Raw genomic sequence first — 19,128 nt, 5'->3', positions numbered from 1 at the left:
CTACTTTACGGTAACGATATGTTGAACATTTGCCCCAAGAGGAACCATACAAATAGCGGTGCGATAATCGCATTGGCGCCAATAAGCATGATGAGCTTGGGTGTTCGTTGATGCAGGTATACAAAAGAGAGTAAGAACATAAACGGTATAGAGGCCAGCAAGAACCCCATCCCCATATTAGGTATTAGTTGGCCAATGGAATCCATGGACACAAAATATAAGGGGATTAATGCAAGCGTCGCGACTAAACGTAACTTGTCAGCATGAGGTTCGAAAAATTGAAAGCGCGTTCCTTCACCTGATAATGCAGCGCGTATACGGCCCACATTACTTACTACAATCCAGAGCAACAACACCGCCAAAAGCACCATTACAATCCGAGGAAAGTAGAGATGAGACTGGTCAAAATCGATCGTTATCTCTAATAAGGAAGAGAGTGACTGAGCCATACCCACTCCAAATACAGTTAAAGTCATTCGAAAAGAAGTAGAGCAGCCCAAAAGCTAACTCTACTTCCTACAACTAGCGCTGTGCGCTACTTATTTTTGCAACGCTTTGATAATCGAAGAATACTGATCACGCTTACCTTTCAGGTATGCCTGACTATCAGCCGCGGTGCGAAAATTAGGGATAAAGAACGACTTTTTCAGCTCTTCTTGCACTTCGCCGTCAGCAAACACTTCAGTTAACGCTTTATCGATAAAAGCAATCACCTTAGGGTCTGTTTTCTTGTTGTAGATAAAGAAGAACTCTTTATCGAATGTGAAGTTTTGATCGGCACTCATAGGCACTTCAACAGCCGGGTTTGCAAACGATAATAGTTGCTCACGGCTTGTTTCACCTAAGCCTTCTTCATGTGCCTGTTCAAGCGTTGAACCTTTTGCAGTCAACCATAAAAAGCTCATCGCCTTTTGATCATCAGCAGGTAAGCGAGTGTATTGCTCATTGGCTTGCACGCTACCGTTGATCACATCCGCAAGGCCATCAAATAGTGCTTGGTTTTTATCAGATTGAGAACCGGTATTTAGCGCTACCACATTATCCTCTTGGCCAGGATGCGCCAAACGCACGGCATTTTTCATGGCCGTAAAACCAATTTCAGAAACCCCACCCGGCTGAATAGCCACACGGACTTCTTTACCATTACCAGCGGCTTCTAAGACCTCTGCCATATTCTTATAAGGCGAGCTTTTAGGTACTAGATAACCATTGCCTGGGTTGGTAGCAAACGTTTGGCCTACGATGAAGTTATCAAACGGATTCTCGTAGCCTTTTTTGCCATACAGCTCACCTAAGTAAGCTTGATCATGAAAGATCATAATCGTGCTGCCATTGGGCACTCGCTTTAGCGCCTTGTAAGCCGCCGAAAAACCAACCGCATCGACTTTAATGTTTGTGTCTATTTTTTTAGCCAAGGCCTGCGTAATAATTGAAGACGCTTGGTAAGTATCACCACCTGTCGATTTAGAACCAATAACCACGCGAATGTTGCCGCGGATAGGGTTGTCATCAGCAAATGAGTAAAGTGGTGCAGTCAGCGTTGCAGCAAGCAAAGCTGCTTGTGCACTAATGAGCAATCGTTTCATAACCGTTTTCCTGTTAATTGTTCTTGTAAGAAAAAAGTATCTTCAGTGACTTTTATTGGCAGAACTACATGAATAAATCTTTGTTTATCTATTGAAGCTCTCCACCGAATTCGTAATAAATCATACATCATACAAACTAAGTTACAACCGTTTTTTAATTCGCATGAAACACAGCACTGTGCGACAAGATGTCGCTTAGCTCCATCATTTAGCTTAGCTATAATGAAAAATACGCTAACATACAGGCAACCTTCATCTCGCAGGCGTAGGAGCCAGCATTGACAGCCAATCAGCAACCCTTGCTACAACTAACATATATACGGTTTGTCGTTATTTGCGCGCAAACATGCGCACTAACCTTCGCGATTTTATACCTGCACCTTCCTATATCACCTTGGTTCTCAGGAAGTGCGTTATTACTGCTCGCCTTTCTTAACTTAGTCACTTACGCGCGTCTACACTCCGCTTTCCCCGTGACCTCACTCGAACTGTTTAGCCAACTGCTAGCAGATTGCATCATTTATGGTTTTTTGTTGTACCACACCGGTGGTGGTACTAATCCCTTTGTATCCATGCTGCTTATTCCTCTCATCATTGCGGTGATGACACTTGAGAACCGCTATATATGGATCATCGGTATTCTAGTCTCGCTCATGTACGGCATTCTGCTGCGTGACTATGTACCCATTACCCCCATGTTTGGCCACCAGCACGGTGTCACGGATTATTTAGATATCCACATGGTGGGTATGTGGATCAACTTTTTAATGACCGCAATTGTCATTACTTACTTCATCACACACCTTAACCGTTCTCTGCAGGCGCAACAAAAGGCCCTCATTGAAAGTCGCGAAACAGCCATCCACAACCAGCAGTTACTGTCTTTAGCCACCATTGCTGCCGGCACCGCTCACGAACTCGGCACACCTTTAGGCACCATGCGAGTGCTACTACACGAAATGAGCAAAGACCCCCGGCTCGATACCGAACAGCAAGAAGACCTCGACTTACTTCAACAGCAAGTTCAAGTATGCGCGGGTAAACTAAAAGAAATGGCTCGATCAGTAGAAGAAGAACAAAGCAGCGAGCACACGACCTTGGCTACTGAGTTTATGCAAGACATCATAGAACAGTGGAAGATAACGCGCCCCGAAGTCACCTTCACTCTAAATGTTAAGGCCGATTTACCCCCTGATTTGCGCAGTACTACAGCGCTGCGCCAAGCCATACTCAACCTACTCAATAATGCTACCGACGCAAACCCCCAAGGCATACGCATCAGCCTCACGTGGGATAAAGACGATGTTTTCATACGCATTCGCGACTTCGGCCCCGGTCTACCTATCGAGCAGGCCGACCAGCTAGGAAAGCCCTTTATCACCACCAAAGGAGGTGGGCTTGGTATAGGTCTATTTTTAACGTCATCGACTATCGCAAGTTACGATGGCGACGTACAACTCTATAATGCAGAAGACTCGGGTACTATTACCGAAGTGCGTTTATCTCGGAGAGCTGTTCATGGTTGATACTGAAAAGTTTTTAATCGTAGATGATGACCCCACTTTTACGCATATATTGGCTCGTACCATGTCAAGGCGGGGGTTTGAAACGCAGGTTTGCCAGAATGCAGAAGCTGTACCCGACTTATTAACGACGTGGACCCCCGACAAAGCCACCTTAGACCTAAAAATGGATGGCGCCTCGGGGCTTACTATTATTGAACATTTAAAAGCCGCTAACCCCGCGATTAAAATCGTTATTTTGACCGGCTACGCCAGCATTAATACCGCTGTCGAAGCCATCAAACTCGGTGCTACCCAATACTTACCCAAGCCCGCCAATGCCGATGAAATTTTAGCCGCCTTAGACAGCCAGCCAACAGGAGATGCCAGCACCCCCGTGGCAAACTCGCCTATGTCGGTTAACCGCTTAGAATGGGAACATATCAACAAAGTGCTAGCCGAGAATAACGGCAATATTTCTGCTACAGCGCGCGCCTTGGGTATGCACCGGCGAACCCTACAACGAAAGCTCGACAAGCGACCGGTCAGACGCTGAAGGTCCACGAACCGTTCATTCTACTATCGCTCAACCAGCAACTTGCTCGTTCAGGAGCAAGACTCAACAAAAACAAGGAATAATACTTACATTGTCTTGACAACGGCCAACTAAGAAATAATTATCATTATCATTATCACCACCAATAACATGGAAAGTTTAATGAGCACTTATACAGCAAGAATTCATCAGTATACTGATTCTGTAACAGGTCACGTAAATATTGAAATCCTTGAAAATAATATATCTAAAGGATTTTATGGAACTACAGTTTCCGCCATAGATATAAAGAATGGAATTTCTGGAGGTGTTTATAAAGAGACGTTAAGTTCTGTTGACAGAATTAAATCCCATCCACATAGCCACACTTCGGTGGATATTGATATATCAACAAACCAATATGAGTTATTAACTGACTTTGTTAATAGCAAAGTACATCAAACAAACTTAGGTTATGGAACATACAATTTAAACTGTGGAAACTGCGTCACTTTTATAGGTGAGACATTACAAATAATGGGGCTAGGAAGATACAACTTATCAAATTACCTTCTTCAAGGCCCAAGCATTACAAAAGCTTATGCCGAAGTAGAAGCATTTTTATGTGGCAACGAATACAATGACATGATTGATATTATGTCTACCTACAATATATTAGACTATAAGGTTAGCGCCCCAATAGCAGACTTCTTAGTAAATGAATTCGGAATGCAAAGAGACTTTTATCTTTACGAATTTTCTTACATGCAGTTGCTAGAAGAATACTTAGGAAAAGGATCGGAGTCCGATTATGCTGAAGAACTTACTTTGGACTATGAAGATTTTGGATCACCAATTGTTTTAGACTTAAACAGTGATGGAATAGATACCATAAATCTTAAAGACTCTACAGCTTTCTTCGACATTGATAATGACGGAGTACAAGAGAGAACTGGTTGGTTGAACCCAGATGACGGCTTTCTTTTTTTGGACAAAAATATTAATGGTATTGTTGATAACCAAAGTGAGCTTTTTGGCGGAAAACGAGGTGAGGGCTTTGAAAAGCTAAGCTCTTTCGACTCTAATAAGGACCGAGTAATTGACTCAGAAGACGATGCTTTTGAAGAAATCCAAGTTTGGGTTGATAATAACTCAGATGGATTATCTACTGTAGATGAAATATTCAGTCTTGTAGATCAAAACATAGAAAGCATTGACTTAAATTTCATCTATGTGGGTGAATATAACAATTACAATTTGGTAGGTGAACAATCAACAGCGATAATTAACAACAAAGATAGCATAGTCCAAGACATTTACTTCAGATATGAGGACGACAACATATCACTTACTGATTTATTTGAAGATGAAAATCAAATATTTATTGACTCAGAAAAACCAGACAATCCATTCATTGATAAACCTGAAAATATTGAATTCTATTCAAATAACATTAGCGATATAGATATCATATCCTTACTTCAAGGAAGCGGAAATGCAGCACCTGAAATCATTTAGTTTATTATTTCTAATAATTTCTCTAGAAACAAATGCCTATGAAAAATATAGCTCACAAAAAGAAGCTGGGGATCTCTTATTTAATGAAGTCATTAAGTTTAAAGAAAGTAATGGTCACTACCCTGAAGCCATTAATGAAATTAGCCTTAGCGGCGAATTAAAAAGCACGTTAAAAAAAGAGCACATCGAATACTTCACTTTCGAAACGAATGGAAATAAGGATTTTTCGGTTAAATTCGACGTAAAATTCAGCCTTTTCCATTGCTACAAAGGCAGTAATGATAAAGGTGATTGGATGTGCTTCCTTCGAAAATAGAACAGCCCTTCCAATAAACAGTAAACGCTTGGCAGGCTTCCAAATCACACTTAAGCCAGTCAAGCGAGCGCGCGTTACTGCTCATCAATGTAAACGCGCGCATCAAACGTGCGTATCCAATCCGGATAAAACACCATAATACCGGTCATCAACATGCCGTTCATCAGTGCTTCGGGGAACATGATAAGAGGAAGGTAGTTAATGTATTCGTGCTGAATTTTTGCCCACGGATACACATCGCTTACCCATAATAATAAAGACATTGCCGTACCCGATACAGCAACGACCACAGCCGCTCCCAAGAACCCGCAACCGAACAGGTAAACAAAAAAGTTCTTAGGTAAGAGACGACCAATCCAACTTTGAATAACGTGCGTTAACAATGCTGGCAGCACCACTAAACAGATCCCATTTGCCGTAAAACCTTGCCAGCTCTCTTTACCGAGTACCGTCATGGCTAACAATACTAACGTAGCCGACAAGATGGCGAGGTCCCAGCCGAGTATCAGGGTTAACGCCGTCACCCCTAAAAAGTGGATGCTCAACCCAGGTGAAATACCGGCACGCATAACCCACATCACCATTAATACGACAGTCACTGCGAAAAAAAGATGCTGCAAGCGGCGTTCATTGACCAGCAAATCCCATGGCGCTTTTATGCTAGCCGCCATCAACCCCACAACAAAAAGTACGTGGATAACCCAAAGCCAAGAACCCGTTAACAAACCGTCGGTAATGTTCATAAAAAGCTACTGATCCGTCCCAAACATGTATACATAATCATTAGGCTACGCGTAAATGACAGTGAGACCTTGATACACATCAACGAACTCAGCACCAAACGCTTACCGGCCCAAATAGTGCAAAGGCACGGCAGTCGTATCAATGACTTTACGCATAATAAATGCCGACTTAACCCCTGTAACCCCGCTGATACGAGTGATCTTACCCAGCAAAATATCGTGATAGCTATCCATATCAGCAACAGCAACTTTCAATTGGTAATCAGCATCATGACCGGTAATAAGGTAACACTCCATCACCTCTGGTATGTCACCAATAGCTTGTTCAAATGCCTCGAAACGTTCAGGGATATGCTTGTCCATACTGATATGTAACAAGGCTATTAAGTTAAGCCCCACCTTCCTTTCATTTACGCGCACGACCTGCCGCTCGATGACACCGCTCTCTTCTAACTGCTTAACTCGGCGCGAACAGGGTGCCGCCGTTAGCCCTATTCGATCCGCCAAATCTTGGTTTGATATGGATGCGTCTCGCTGAAGCTCGTGCAATATTTTTATATCAAACCGGTCTAGATCCACATTCAACATCACCACACCTCAAATACTCGCAATAAAAACAAAACAAAACCCATAAAAACATACAAATTATTGCGATTCAATTGCATTAAGAGACATTTTAGCAAACCTATTGCGCATCGTTAGGCGTAGACTACTCATCAATAGGAAGTACACAGGAATCTGCCAGCACACATTTATCCATGAGTGCAGAGTATTCGATTAACCCAATTGAATATGGCAAGCATCTAAACAGCACCCCGTTTAGAGAGCATCCTTAGCTTACCCAGCGTTAACTGTGCTGCTTCCTTGTATATCTTTGATCAAGAATCATCCTTAACTACCGTAGCTCACAAGGCAGGGAACACCATGTTCGACCATCGTAAATACCGTCCATTCACACCTATTCGCTTGACTGACCGCACTTGGCCAGACAAGCAAATTACAAGCGCACCTGATTGGTGTAGCGTTGATTTGCGTGATGGCAACCAAGCACTTATCAACCCGATGAATATCGAACAAAAAACACGTATGTTCCTGCTGCTAGTAAAGTTAGGGTTTAAAGAAATCGAAGTGGGCTTTCCATCAGCATCCCAGCCAGACTTTGATTTTGTACGCAAGTTGATCAATGAAGACATGATCCCTGACGACGTGACTATTCAAATTTTAACGCAAGCACGTGAGGATCTTATCTCCCGTTCGTACGAAGCACTCAAAGGCGCTAAGCAAGCCATTGTTCATGTGTACAACTCAACATCGACCGTTCAACGCGAGCAGGTCTTTGGGATGGATCGCGATGGCATCAAAGCCATTGCTGTTCAAGGCGCTAAATGGGTACGCGAGTACGCATCACAAAACCCAGAAACCCATTGGTCATTTCAATACTCTCCCGAAAGCTTTACGGGCACAGAAATGGACTACGCAGTGGAAGTATGTGATGCCGTTATTGCCGAATGGAAACCTGAAACCGGCCGTAAAGTCATTATCAACTTACCCGCGACAGTCGAAGTGTCTACACCGAATGTATACGCCGATCAGATCGAGTATTTTTGCCGCCACATCAGCCAACGCCAACATATTACTATCAGTCTTCACACGCATAACGACCGCGGCTGTGGTGTCGCTGCCGCTGAATTGGCCGTTATGGCCGGAGCCGACCGTGTAGAAGGCACCTTAATTGGCAACGGCGAACGCACGGGTAATATGGATATCGTCACCATGGGTATGAATTTATATTCCCAAGGCGTCGATCCTGAGTTGGATTTTTCCAACATCAAAGAAATTATAGAAGTCGTTGAGTTTTGTACCGAATTACCCGTCTCTGCACGTCACCCATGGGCAGGCGAACTCGTCTATACGGCATTCTCAGGTAGCCACCAGGATGCGATTCGTAAATCGATCAGCTACCACGAGCAACATAACCTTGAACACTGGGACGTGGCTTACTTACCCATCGACCCGCGTGACATTGGTCGCGAATATGAAGCCGTTGTTCGTATAAATAGCCAAAGTGGCAAAGGCGGCGTGGCGCTTGTTTTAGAGCGAGACTACGGTATACAACTGCCTAAGTGGATGCATGGAGCTATCAGTAAAGTCGTGCAAAAGGCTTCAGAAAATACCGGGGCTGAAATTACCTCATTACAAATCAAATCTCTTTATGATGAGCACTTTGCAGCGATTGACCCCCAATGGGCATTATCAGGCTACGACCTGCATACTGATGCCGGGATAGTAAAAGGCACATTTAAAGTCCCGGCTGTTCAACCACCGCTGCAAGGTAAAGGCACTGGAGCAATCGAAGCCTTAGTTCAAGCGCTAGAAGCCGCTTATGGTGTAACGATTCGCGTCACTCATTTTGATGAAAACGCGCTCACCGAAGGGACTAACGCCCAAGCTCAAGCCTGTATTGCACTGGATATAAACGGTAGCACCTATTGCAGTGTGATCACCGCAGAAGATACATCTGCCGCTAGCTTACAAGCCGTGCTCAGTGCCTTTAGCCGTCGCCAAATTGAGCAAGTACACGCGGCGTAAGTTTACTCCCTAAAAGCCCTTTGCCTCCCGGCCAAGGGGCTTAACACCATGGTGCTCACTGCCGTGTGCACCGCTATACCCCGCTTTACATACGCTCTCTGCCAACCCCCTCAATCAAGCCTTCACACGAAATATGCAACGCTCTTATTCAAACATTGGGCTGCCAACTAGTTAGCCAGCTAACTATAATGCAATCTAATTAGCCTGCTAACTTTATTAAGCACTTTTATATTCACCCACTACTGAGTTTCCCGTGTCTAAACATTCACCTACATCCCCGCCAAAAAACGAGTCCCCCCGTAATCGATCGTTTGGGTTGCAAATAGGCCACCTGCACCGCTTATGGCGAGCTTCGATAACAAGCGTGGTCCAGCCACTCGATATGACCGAATCACGATGGACCGCCATGGTGCATCTGAGCAAGCTGGGTGAAGGCTGCTCTCCGCGAGCACTCGCGAATGAACTAGCCATAGAAATGCCCTCACTAACCCGTACATTAAACCAACTGCAAGAGCACGGTTTAATCGAGCGGCGACAGCACCCAAGTGACAAACGCTCCCAGTGCTTGTGGTTCACACCTAAGGGACGTGATCGGCTTACTGAGCTTAACCACTATATCCACGCGGTTAGAGAGGCTTTTTATCAAGGGGTGACAGATGAAGAGCTGGAAGCGGTGAGCGACACACTAACGCGCATGGAAAACAATGCAAAACGCTGGTTAACCCATGTCGATAACGAGGAAGATCAACCATGACCCCCGATCAACTGTTCAAACGCTGGGTGCATAGAGCGCTCGTCCTGTTTGCCGTTCTCTTTATCTATTTTTTGGGCGCCGATTTATGGATGCCAGTGTCGACTCACTCGCGCGTTATGCATCCAGTCGTGCGTGTAGCACCCGAAGTCGGAGGACAAATTACAGCCGTCCATGTTATTAACAACCAACCGGTGCAACAGGGTGATGTTTTATTTACGCTGGACAAGCAAGCGTATCAATTGGCCGTCACTAAAGCCGAACTAGCGGTTAAAGCCGCGGTTAAAACCAATCAACAATTAGACGTCTCTATAATTGCCGCCAAAGCCAGTGTCGCTGCCGCGACAGCCAATGTGAATGAGTTATCCAAAGAACAAAAGCGTCTATCGCGCCTGTTAGCTAATCGCAATATAGGGCAACAGCAATACGATCAAATACACGCGAGCTACTTGGCTGCTTTGGCGGTGCTCGAAGAAGCGAAGTCAAAAGAAAACCAAGCCACCGTCGAACGGGGTCTTAAAAGTGACCAAAACCTCTTACTCAAGCAAGCCGAAAATAACCTAGCTGATGCAAAGCTCGCACTCTACTACACCGATGTTCGCGCCAAAGTAGACGGTATCATTACCAACTTACAGCTTGTCCCTGGTAACTATGCCAGTGCAGGAGCACCCGTCGCGGCCGTGGTCTCAAATGAAGCCGATATCATCGCTGACTTTCGCGAGAAATCACTCAGTAAGGCTGCTGTGGGCAATGAGGCAAGTGTCATTTTCGACAGCCTTCCAGGACAAGTATACGACGCACTCGTGGTCTCTGTAGACGCCGGTGTTAAAGCGGGCCAACTAACCGCTGACGGCAACTTAGCCGACCCAGCCGAATCCGACCGCTGGATTCGAGACGCGCAATACATGCGTATACACCTGACGCTAGACGAACACCCCGAGCTGCTGGCTTCACTCCCTACCGGCGCACGCAGTACCGTACAGCTTTATCCTGTTTCTGGGCTAGCCGCTTGGTTAGGGCATATCCAAGCCCACCTAATTAGTTGGCTGCATTATGTCTACTAAGCGCTTATTCAAAGTTAGCTTATTACCTAGGAAGTATCGGCCTTCAGCTACGGGGCCTTATGCGCAAACACTGTCTGCCAATGATGTGCAAATGTGCTTGCGCGCTGCCTTCGGCGGCACCTTAGGTTTTATCATCTGCAAACTGATGAATTGGAACTATGGCGCTTTTTTTGTCGTTTACCCCATGCTGTTACTCGCGTTGGTGCCTGTGTTAAATGGGCATGTGATCCGTCAATTTTTAGCCAGCATGGTGCTCATCAGCTTTTCTACACTTTTTGTACAAGGTGTTCTTGGTGACCGACCTATCCCAATGACAATGACAGCTATGGTGATGTTTGCAATTCTCTTTCGCTGCATGAGCCAAGGCCCCTATTTCTTATTTGGTGCCCTAGGTATTACCGGGTTATCCATTCAGCTGCATTTTGCTAGTTATCCGTACCCATCAACTCATGTAAGCGACATGGTCATGTCTAACATAGCAGCCACCTTTGTGACGATTCTTATCGCTATGTTGATGCATACGTTTTTTCCTGATGCCGAGCCGCGAACACCACGAAAACCACCACCCAAACCGGCTAGTAATTTACGCCATGAAATAATCTTAACCACAACGGTAGCGACCTTGTCTTTCGTTGTCTTTCAAGTACTGGATTTAAAAGGCTCGCTCTCTGCACAAATGGCTTCGATTCTTATCTTGTTTCCCCTTAACTGGCACGGCGCTGGCAAAGCGGCATGGAACCGAGCCGTCGGAACGCTGATTGGTTGTAATGTAGGGTTATTAATTCAGTTCGTGCTGCTAACACACTCTAATATGCTGCTATTTGTTAGCTTTGGACTGTGGTTTAGCATCATGCTATTTGCACGACATCACGCACATGAAGGTGGCGGGTCTGGAGCGGGTTTTGGTGCAATGACGACCATGGCTATCTTATTTGGGCAATACTTAACCCCCACTCAAGATTTGGTCTACAACGCCTTATACCGGTTTACATCGGTCTCGGTCTCGGTCGTACTCACCTTACTGGTCATCTACCTAATGCACCTGCTCCTCAACCGCTTTGAAGCAACACGCCTATACATTAATTAAGTTGGGCGCGCGCTTTTGTTTGCTCGGCTATAAAGGTACGCAAAAAGCGCACCGGCTAATGCTCCAAATAGGTGGGATTCAAAGGAGATGCGCGGGTCCGTGGGTAATACGCCATAAGCCATTCCGCCATAAAATATCACCACGACCAGCGCTATTAATATGTTAATTAATCGACGGTCAAAAAACGCCATCGCAATCAAAATGCTCCACAAACCAAAAATCCAGCCACTAGCCCCAATATGCAATGCGCTGCGTCCAAACAGCCAAACCAACAAACCTCCCACGGTAATAACAAACACGCTAGCGGCTAGCCAAAAGCGAAGCGAGCGCACCATACAAATAGCACTGAAGACCGTAAGACCAACCAGATTATTGACTAAGTGGCCGAGACTACCGTGAATAAAAGGCGCGGTAAAAATATGCACTAAGCTGCCAGTGTCGCGCGGAATAATCCCCCAATACGCCAATGAAACTGGCAGCACATTGTCTATCACATAAAGGCCCGCCATGCTGCCAATCAAAATAAGCAGCACCGTGATATTGGTGGATAAATGATCAGAAAAAGAACGCCGATTAGTCACCTGAAAAATACTCGCTAATGGTTATGGTTATTAATCACTAGGCATACAGCAGTGCTTATAGCGCTTTTTGCTGCCGCATGGGCATCGCTGCTTACGCTTAACTCGCACATCCTTTTCGATGGCCATCACATCTTGTTGATAGAACTCCGATAATGCATCAAATAATTTAGGATGCTTATCTTTCATCATCTGGGGGCGCTCAAAAAAATACTCAGACGCTACCGCAAAAAACTCAACACGATTGGTGCTGGCATAATCACCAATGTTGCTTTTACGTTTCACTATCTCGTTCGTTTTGTGACGAACCAATTCAAACCAAGGGATGGAATAGGCATATTCTTTAAAACGCTCTGGGTAGCCATCACACTCGCCATCCAACATATCTATAAGATGTACAAACTCATGAATACCCACATTATGTTTATCTTTACTATTAGCAAAACCTTGATAGAGCGCTGAGCGACACAACGCCATTTTGCCCGCCATAGGCCCAGTGCCCACCATACCGGTGATACGAGAATCCGCCTTACCGCATTCAAATTGCTGGTTAAAAGCAGCAGGTAATAGGTAGACGGCTTTTAAATTAAAATAGTGCCACTTGGGGAAGCCCCATACAGGGATGATGGCACTTGCGGCGACTAACATCCTATCCTTGTCAGTCACCTCAAACTGCCCCGCCTCAACCGCTGTGGTAGCTAAGAATAACGCAACTCGATGCTCAAAAAGGGCCTTATCTTCTTCGCTGAGTACTCGATAAAAAGCGACATTAGCCGTCAAAATATGACTCCACTCAGGCTGCCACTCAACCGGCACAGGCGCTTTAGAACGAAACAACCAAGTTGAGATTGCACTTAACCAACGTAAAATTTGAGTCACTCACTTTCCTTAAAGTTAGATGCTCAGCTGCATCAAGACAGCGTCTTGCTTTCCGGCCTCTGTCTGGTAATAACCCCGACGACGGCCATTTTCAACAAACCCTATTTTGGCATATAAACGTAACGCCGCCACATTGCTAGCGTTTACTTCTAGCAGGGCTACGTTGCAGTGCTGACTGCGCCAACGCGTTACCAATGATGACAGGAGCTGGGATGCCACACCTTGGCCTGCATACGCAGGATGTGTCGCTATTTGATAGAGCTCTACTTCGTCCAACACCACTCGGCTAATTGCAAAAGCGATCAAACGGTCTTGGTCATACACCCCCATATTTAATGTGTCAGGATGCTGTAGATGCGCCAATAATTGAGATTCAGACCACGCCTCATGCGGCAAACAACAGGTCTCTAGTACACCTATAGCTGGTATATCAGATGCTGCGAGTGCCGCCACACAATAACGATTCATTAGGATAACGAGCTAGCCGTATCATCGGCGGGCGTAACATAGGCCGCCAAGGGGAGTAAGGCTTGTAAATCTTGCCAGGCTTCTTTTTTACACTCGGGGATTTGCAGCATTTGCGTGAGGCTATGGCTGATAACGACCTTAGCGTCGCTACGATAATTAAACACCATACCCCGCATATCATCGATGCTTTCTTCTCGCTGCATCACCATTTGCGCCGCACTTTCGCCCAGCAAAATAATAGGCCGCGGCGGGTGATCGGCTAAGACTTTTTCCAGCTTATATCTGACCGCTTCAGACGCGACCGTACGACCTTGATTTAACGCATCACCGACTAAAATAGGCCACGGCAGCACATAAGGCGATGCGACCAATTCGGCGTTAGCCCCCATGGCGCGTACCATATTCACACACAGTCGCTGGTGCCGATCAAGATTCTGACCTACACGCCCTTGTGGCGGCATGCTATCGATCACAATGGCTTGCTCAAATAGCCAAAACGCCAAACGGAAAGTAGGGATCTCTTCTTTATGTTGTCGTGGCTTAATTTCGATATTCGCCGCCAGTTCTGCGGCTGGGGAAGGCACGCCCTGGGGCGCCGTTGCGTTATCGGCGTTTTCTTGCTTAACCCCTGTTGGCTTATTGGTGGTTAACGCATTCAAACCCGCCTGTAACTGCTCTCGCGCATGACCAGATGGCAATGGAGGTGATTTTTGTAAAGCATCAGCAAGCTGGTGCGTTGTCTGATGAGCCACCTCAACTTCGTGAGCACTGTGGTGGTTTTCATGGCCACCGGCATCGTCTAAGTCATCAAACCCCTCACTGCCATAATCACCATACAAAAACGTATTAACCCAGTCAGGAGAGGCTTTAGCTGCCGGTAACGCCGTACGAGGCAACCAACTACTGATGCCCATCGCCTGTAAATAATCGTGCCGACGTTGTTCCGAATCCATTGTTAAAGCCTTACCTGATTGAATGTCGTTGGCGAATATCCGCGAGGAGCTAAACGCCGCTGCCTTGAGGGTGCGCCTTTTGAACCGTCGAAGCCATTAAGTTTAGCGCGTGAATATATGCTTTAGCCGATGCAATAATAATATCGGTATCAGCACCTAATCCATTGACTATGCGCCCTGCTTTTTCTAAACGTACGGTCACTTCGCCTTGTGAATCAGTGCCACTGGTAATCGCATTAACCGAGTAAAGCTCCAAACTCGCATCCGATTGCACAATCGATTCAATGGCTTTTAGCGCCGCATCAACTGGCCCACCACCCGTTGCTTCGGCTTTATGCTCTTCACCATCGACCATCACCGTAATCTGCGCTAAGGGAGTTTCCCCTGTCTGTGATGTGACATTTAAAGACGACAACTTATATTTCTCGTACGCATCTTCAGCACGCGTATCCGACACTAGCGCCATTAAATCTTCATCATAGATTTCATGCTTTTTATCCGCTAATTCTTTAAAGCGAGCAAAAGCATGGTTGAGTTCTACATCAGTATTGAAGCTGGTACCCAGCTCTTCTAAACGCGAGCGAAACGCATTGCGGCCTGAGTGCTTACCCATAACCATACGGTTAGTGTTCCAACCAACATCTTGCGCCGTCATGATCTCGTAGGTTTCACGGTGTTTTAGCACGCCGTCCTGATGGATACCGGACTCATGAGCAAAGGCATTAGCGCCGACAATCGCTTTGTTTGGTTGAACAGGAAAGCCCGTGACACTCGATACTAAACGCGATGCAGGAACGATCTGTGTCGTATCGATACTGGTTTCCAACCCCAAACGGTCTTTACGGGTGCGCAAAGCCATCACCACTTCTTCTAATGACGCATTACCCGCACGCTCACCTAAGCCATTAATGGTACATTCTACCTGACGCGCACCGGCACTCACCGCTGCGAGTGAATTAGCAACCGCCAAGCCTAAATCGTTATGGCAATGCACAGAGAAAATCGCTTTGTCTGCATTTGGAATACGTTGCAATAATTGCGCGATAGTATGGCCAAACTCTTCGGGTACCGCGTAACCCACGGTATCGGGAATGTTAATAGTACGAGCACCAGCGTCGATAACCGCTTCGATGATACGGCACATAAAGTCCATCTCAGAGCGGCTAGCATCTTCTAACGAGAACTCAACATCATCAATTAAGTTGCGCGCACGTTTAACGGCGTGCACAGCGTTTTCGACTACGCGATCAGGTTCCATTTGAAGTTTGTACTTCATATGAATAGGCGATGTTGCAATAAAGGTATGAATACGGCCCGATGCAGCATTACGCAGCGCCTCTCCTGCACGGTCGATGTCGGCATCAAGCGCGCGAGATAACGAGCACACCGTGCTTTCAGTAATGGCATTAGCAATGGCTTGCACTGATGCAAAATCACCTGGCGAAGCAATAGCAAAACCCGCCTCAATGACATCGACACGCATTTTCTCTAACTGTTTGGCAATACGCAGCTTTTCATCACGAGTCATTGACGCGCCCGGACTTTGTTCTCCGTCACGTAAGGTAGTGTCAAAAATAATAACGCGATTATCTTGTGTCATAGCTGGCAGCTCCGCTCGGTTGTCTCTTGTAGGACGCTATTTGATGAGCGATAGTTTAACGCAAATGGCCGTTTTACGTCATATTTAGATCACACTTACAGCGCTAGTTACATGATATACAAAAGCTATCAGCCTCATTGATAAAGAGTTATTGATAATCATTATCAATAACGTAATATAGCGACTACATTAAAAGGGATTAGGTAATGACTCCGTTCGATTTTGATACGCAAATAGATCGCCGTGGCACGGCCAGTGAAAAGTGGGAACGCTACCGCGATACCGACATTTTGCCCATGTGGGTGGCTGATACCGATTTTATGTCGCCACCGGGTGTTATCAAGGCGCTGCATGAACGGATTGACCACGGCATATTCGGTTACACCGAAGCGCCAGAATCGCTCGTGCAAACCGTCATTAAGCGCATGGCCAGCGAATACAACTGGTCTATCGAAAGCGATTGGATAGTTTGGCTACCAGGCTTAGTATGCGGCCTCAACTTAGCCTGCCGCGCTGTTGGCACGTCTCAAGATACTGTTATAGCGCCGCAACCTATTTATCCACCGTTTGTCACAGCACCCCGCTTGTCCGACCGTCATGTTACTCAAATCCCAATGGTCGATCACGGCCAGCGCCGAGTACTGGATTTTGATGCGTTAGAAGCCAACATAACCGAGCAAACGCAGCTGCTATTGTTTTGTAACCCGCACAACCCAGGCGGCACCGTCTATAAACGAGAGGAATTAACTCGTTTAGCCAGCATTGCAGAACAACACAATATAACGATTTGCTCGGACGAAATTCATTGCGATCTCGTTCTGGAACCAGGGTTAGTCCATATTCCTCTTGCCTCCATTTCAGAGACAATAGCACAGCGCACCATCACCCTGATGGCTCCGAGCAAGACCTACAATATTGCAGGCCTTGGCTGTTCGTTTGCCATTATTCCTAACCCTCAGTTACGTCGGCAGTTTAACCAAGTACGTAAAGGCATCGTGCCTAGTGTCAATTTACTCGGTTACACCGCCGCCGAGGCCGCTTACGCGACCGGTGACCAGTGGAATACAAAACAACTGGACTACTTACGTGCGAATCGCGATTACCTCGTCAAAGAAATCAATCAAATACCTGGGTTGTCGTTATTGCCGATAGAAGCAACCTACCTGGCTTGGATCGACATTTCGGGGGCAAAACTTGAAAACCCAGTTCGTTTCTTTGAAGAAGCCGGTGTCGGTATGTCACCCGGACGCGACTTTGGTGATGATCGCTACATGCGCCTTAACTTTGGTTGCCCACGAGCACTACTTGAAGAAGCGATACGCCGCTTGCGCATAGCCCTTATTAACCATCTACCCGTATAAGTGGAACGTATTAAAAGGCAAACAGTCGGAAAAACGGATTAACGTTCTACTTAAACAATGATCAAAACGTACATAGCCACTTAACACAGGTACTTTTTACAGGAACTTTTACAGGAACTAAGCTCCCCATGGAAACACAAGCCTCGATATCAACCGCGCAACCCAATCAGTCGATTGCATTTTTTAGTCAACTCATTGATGAGATGAAACGCCATCCGCTGATCACAGCCGGTTTCATGCTTACTGTTATTGCGGTAATTGTATTAGTGCTGATTGAGTACAACGCGCTGGGGGGACAAAATATCCGTTTCAACCATGCCATGCTCGGAAGCCTAGTCAGTTTTAGTACCACGGCCCTTGGCGCGTGCGGCGTTTTACTATTGCGTGGCCTTTCAACAAAAATAGAAGACAGCATGCTGGGGTTTGCCGCCGGTATGATGATGGCCGCCAGTGTGTTTTCTCTTATTATACCTGCCTTAGATGCCTCGACCGAGATCCTTGGCAAACCCGCTTTATCACCCTTTATTGTGGTTATTGGTTTAGCGATGGGCGTGATGTTAATGCTGGGGCTCGACCGCTTTACTCCACACGCCCATGCACACAGCGGTACGTTTGGCCCCGGACGCGACCGCCTCAGTGGCGTTTGGTTATTTACGATGGCCATTACCTTGCACAACCTACCCGAGGGAATGGCTATTGGTGTCGGGTATGCCGGTGGAGATGATACCGTTGGCTTAGCCATCACATCCGCTATTTCTATTCAAAATATACCTGAAGGCTTAGCCGTAGCGATGGCCTTGCGCGCGGCCGGTATTCGCCCCTTACTCGCTCTCATTGTCGCGGCGGGGAGTGGATTAATGGAACCCATTGGTGCCTTTATTGGCGTAGGTGTCGCCAGCGGCTTACCGCTAGCTTACCCGCTAGGTTTAAGTCTTGCAGCCGGCGCCATGTTGTTTGTCGTATCGCATGAAGTCATCCCAGAAACACATCGCAATGGCCACCAAACTCCAGCAACTATTGGTTTGATGGGTGGGTTTGCCGTCATGATGGTATTGGATACAGCCTTAGGGTAATAGCCGCCTACCGCTGTTAAGCCCTTATCCTGATTAGGCCGTGCGCCTTATGAACCACCAACAACATATACGTTTTAATAAATATGTTGTCGGTGGTTTTTTTCTGTTCTATCATGTGCGCTGCACAGATGGAGCCGGTATGACACACTCTCAAGCCACAACAACAGACGCCTTAACCCCATTAAAGCTATTTAAGCTCTTGTCGGATGAAACACGCCTAACCACCCTTCTTTTACTACGTGAGAAAGGAGAACTGTGCGTGTGCGATATTACGTCGGCGCTACAGCAGTCGCAGCCTAAGGTCTCTCGGCACTTAGCCATGCTAAGGGAAAGCGAGTTACTATTAGATCGTCGAGAAGGTAAGTGGATTCACTATCGTTTGTCGCCCAACATACCTGCATGGGCTGCTCAGATCATCGAGCAGGCATGGCAGTGCAACTATGATGATATTAAACAACTCACCCAACACGCACAGAGTACATCACCTACTTTAGGTAAATCTGTGTGCGTATAACTTACTAAAAA

At 46.3% G+C, this 19,128-nt stretch carries 20 protein-coding genes; 11 read left to right on the top strand and 9 right to left on the bottom strand.

Annotated elements, in window-relative coordinates; translation table 11 throughout:
- Positions 1–5: 5 nt before the first annotated feature.
- Together BS617_RS14195 and BS617_RS14190 are read right to left on the bottom strand one after the other, a co-directional pair.
- Entirely contained in the window at positions 6–449 is a 444-nt protein-coding gene (locus BS617_RS14195; protein ID WP_075173655.1) for a tripartite tricarboxylate transporter TctB family protein, read from the bottom strand.
- A gap of 90 nt (positions 450–539) precedes the next feature.
- Positions 540–1,586 carry a type 2 periplasmic-binding domain-containing protein gene (locus BS617_RS14190; protein ID WP_075173654.1) on the bottom strand — a complete coding sequence of 349 codons (1,047 nt, stop codon included), beginning with the start codon at positions 1,584–1,586 and terminating at the stop codon, positions 540–542.
- 278 nt (positions 1,587–1,864) lie between these two features.
- On the opposite strand from BS617_RS14190, the gene BS617_RS14185 reads away from it, so the two are divergent.
- The 4 genes from BS617_RS14185 (at position 1,865) to BS617_RS14170 (ending at position 5,457) form a co-directional block, all read left to right on the top strand.
- On the top strand, positions 1,865–3,112 hold the full coding sequence (locus tag BS617_RS14185) for an ATP-binding protein (protein WP_075173653.1): 1,248 nt from the start codon (positions 1,865–1,867) through the stop codon (positions 3,110–3,112).
- Positions 3,105–3,644, top strand: a complete 540-nt coding sequence (locus BS617_RS14180; RefSeq protein ID WP_075173652.1) for a response regulator transcription factor — start codon at positions 3,105–3,107, stop codon at positions 3,642–3,644. Before BS617_RS14185 ends, BS617_RS14180 begins: the two co-directional genes overlap by 8 nt.
- Before the next feature lie 162 nt (positions 3,645–3,806).
- Positions 3,807–5,141 (top strand): hypothetical protein, encoded by a 1,335-nt coding sequence (locus tag BS617_RS14175; protein ID WP_075173651.1) that lies wholly within the window; start codon positions 3,807–3,809, stop codon positions 5,139–5,141.
- Positions 5,119–5,457, top strand: coding sequence for a hypothetical protein (locus BS617_RS14170; protein ID WP_075173650.1), 339 nt, complete (start codon positions 5,119–5,121; stop codon positions 5,455–5,457). The genes BS617_RS14175 and BS617_RS14170 overlap by 23 nt, the downstream gene beginning before the upstream one ends.
- Before the next feature lie 74 nt (positions 5,458–5,531).
- Here BS617_RS14170 and BS617_RS14165 read toward each other — a convergent pair whose 3' ends face one another.
- Together BS617_RS14165 and BS617_RS14160 are read right to left on the bottom strand one after the other, a co-directional pair.
- The gene (locus BS617_RS14165; protein ID WP_075173649.1) at positions 5,532–6,200 is read right to left on the bottom strand and encodes an energy-coupling factor ABC transporter permease; all 669 of its coding nucleotides are present in this window, start codon (positions 6,198–6,200) and stop codon (positions 5,532–5,534) included.
- A gap of 102 nt (positions 6,201–6,302) precedes the next feature.
- A complete protein-coding gene (locus tag BS617_RS14160; protein WP_075173648.1) occupies positions 6,303–6,788 on the bottom strand; it encodes an Lrp/AsnC family transcriptional regulator in 486 nt (161 codons plus the stop codon).
- 336 nt (positions 6,789–7,124) lie between these two features.
- Here BS617_RS14160 and leuA point away from each other — a divergent pair, with 336 nt between their 5' ends.
- The 4 genes from leuA (at position 7,125) to BS617_RS14140 (ending at position 11,691) form a co-directional block, all read left to right on the top strand.
- Complete coding sequence (gene leuA / locus BS617_RS14155) at positions 7,125–8,789, top strand: 2-isopropylmalate synthase (RefSeq protein ID WP_075173647.1); 1,665 nt, start codon at positions 7,125–7,127, stop codon at positions 8,787–8,789.
- Between the two features lie 253 nt (positions 8,790–9,042).
- Positions 9,043–9,543 carry a MarR family winged helix-turn-helix transcriptional regulator gene (locus BS617_RS14150; RefSeq protein ID WP_075173646.1) on the top strand — a complete coding sequence of 167 codons (501 nt, stop codon included), beginning with the start codon at positions 9,043–9,045 and terminating at the stop codon, positions 9,541–9,543.
- A complete protein-coding gene (locus BS617_RS14145; protein WP_075173645.1) occupies positions 9,540–10,604 on the top strand; it encodes an HlyD family secretion protein in 1,065 nt (354 codons plus the stop codon). The genes BS617_RS14150 and BS617_RS14145 overlap by 4 nt, the downstream gene beginning before the upstream one ends.
- Positions 10,594–11,691 carry a DUF2955 domain-containing protein gene (locus BS617_RS14140; protein ID WP_083610107.1) on the top strand — a complete coding sequence of 366 codons (1,098 nt, stop codon included), beginning with the start codon at positions 10,594–10,596 and terminating at the stop codon, positions 11,689–11,691. The genes BS617_RS14145 and BS617_RS14140 overlap by 11 nt, the downstream gene beginning before the upstream one ends.
- Here the strand turns inward: BS617_RS14140 and BS617_RS14135 are convergent.
- From BS617_RS14135 to BS617_RS14115, 5 genes are read right to left on the bottom strand one after another with little or no spacing between them, the layout of a single operon-like run.
- Positions 11,688–12,272: a rhomboid family intramembrane serine protease gene (locus BS617_RS14135; RefSeq protein WP_249263623.1), complete on the bottom strand. Its 585-nt coding sequence runs from the start codon at positions 12,270–12,272 to the stop codon at positions 11,688–11,690. The genes BS617_RS14140 and BS617_RS14135 overlap by 4 nt on opposite strands.
- Before the next feature lie 30 nt (positions 12,273–12,302).
- A complete protein-coding gene (locus BS617_RS14130) occupies positions 12,303–13,148 on the bottom strand; it encodes a M90 family metallopeptidase (protein ID WP_249263622.1) in 846 nt (281 codons plus the stop codon).
- 15 nt (positions 13,149–13,163) lie between these two features.
- Positions 13,164–13,616: a ribosomal protein S18-alanine N-acetyltransferase gene (gene rimI, locus BS617_RS14125; RefSeq protein ID WP_075173644.1), complete on the bottom strand. Its 453-nt coding sequence runs from the start codon at positions 13,614–13,616 to the stop codon at positions 13,164–13,166.
- Positions 13,616–14,569 (bottom strand): uracil-DNA glycosylase family protein, encoded by a 954-nt coding sequence (locus tag BS617_RS14120; protein ID WP_075173643.1) that lies wholly within the window; start codon positions 14,567–14,569, stop codon positions 13,616–13,618. The genes rimI and BS617_RS14120 overlap by 1 nt, the downstream gene beginning before the upstream one ends.
- Positions 14,570–14,618: 49 nt before the next feature.
- On the bottom strand, positions 14,619–16,169 hold the full coding sequence (locus BS617_RS14115; RefSeq protein WP_075173642.1) for a 2-isopropylmalate synthase: 1,551 nt from the start codon (positions 16,167–16,169) through the stop codon (positions 14,619–14,621).
- A gap of 206 nt (positions 16,170–16,375) precedes the next feature.
- Here BS617_RS14115 and BS617_RS14110 point away from each other — a divergent pair, with 206 nt between their 5' ends.
- The 3 genes from BS617_RS14110 to BS617_RS14100 all read left to right on the top strand — a co-directional run bounded on the left by BS617_RS14110 (position 16,376) and on the right by BS617_RS14100 (position 19,117).
- Positions 16,376–17,530: a MalY/PatB family protein gene (locus tag BS617_RS14110; RefSeq protein WP_075173641.1), complete on the top strand. Its 1,155-nt coding sequence runs from the start codon at positions 16,376–16,378 to the stop codon at positions 17,528–17,530.
- Positions 17,531–17,658: 128 nt separating this feature from the next.
- Positions 17,659–18,603 (top strand): ZIP family metal transporter, encoded by a 945-nt coding sequence (locus BS617_RS14105; RefSeq protein ID WP_075173640.1) that lies wholly within the window; start codon positions 17,659–17,661, stop codon positions 18,601–18,603.
- Between the two features lie 139 nt (positions 18,604–18,742).
- A complete protein-coding gene (locus tag BS617_RS14100; protein ID WP_075173877.1) occupies positions 18,743–19,117 on the top strand; it encodes a metalloregulator ArsR/SmtB family transcription factor in 375 nt (124 codons plus the stop codon).
- Positions 19,118–19,128 lie beyond the last annotated feature (11 nt).

Source organism: Neptunomonas phycophila (genome assembly GCF_001922575.1).
Classification (GTDB): domain Bacteria; phylum Pseudomonadota; class Gammaproteobacteria; order Pseudomonadales; family Balneatricaceae; genus Neptunomonas; species Neptunomonas phycophila.
Note: the sequence above shows the minus strand (reverse complement) of the source record. Positions and strands in the feature narration are given on the sequence as shown.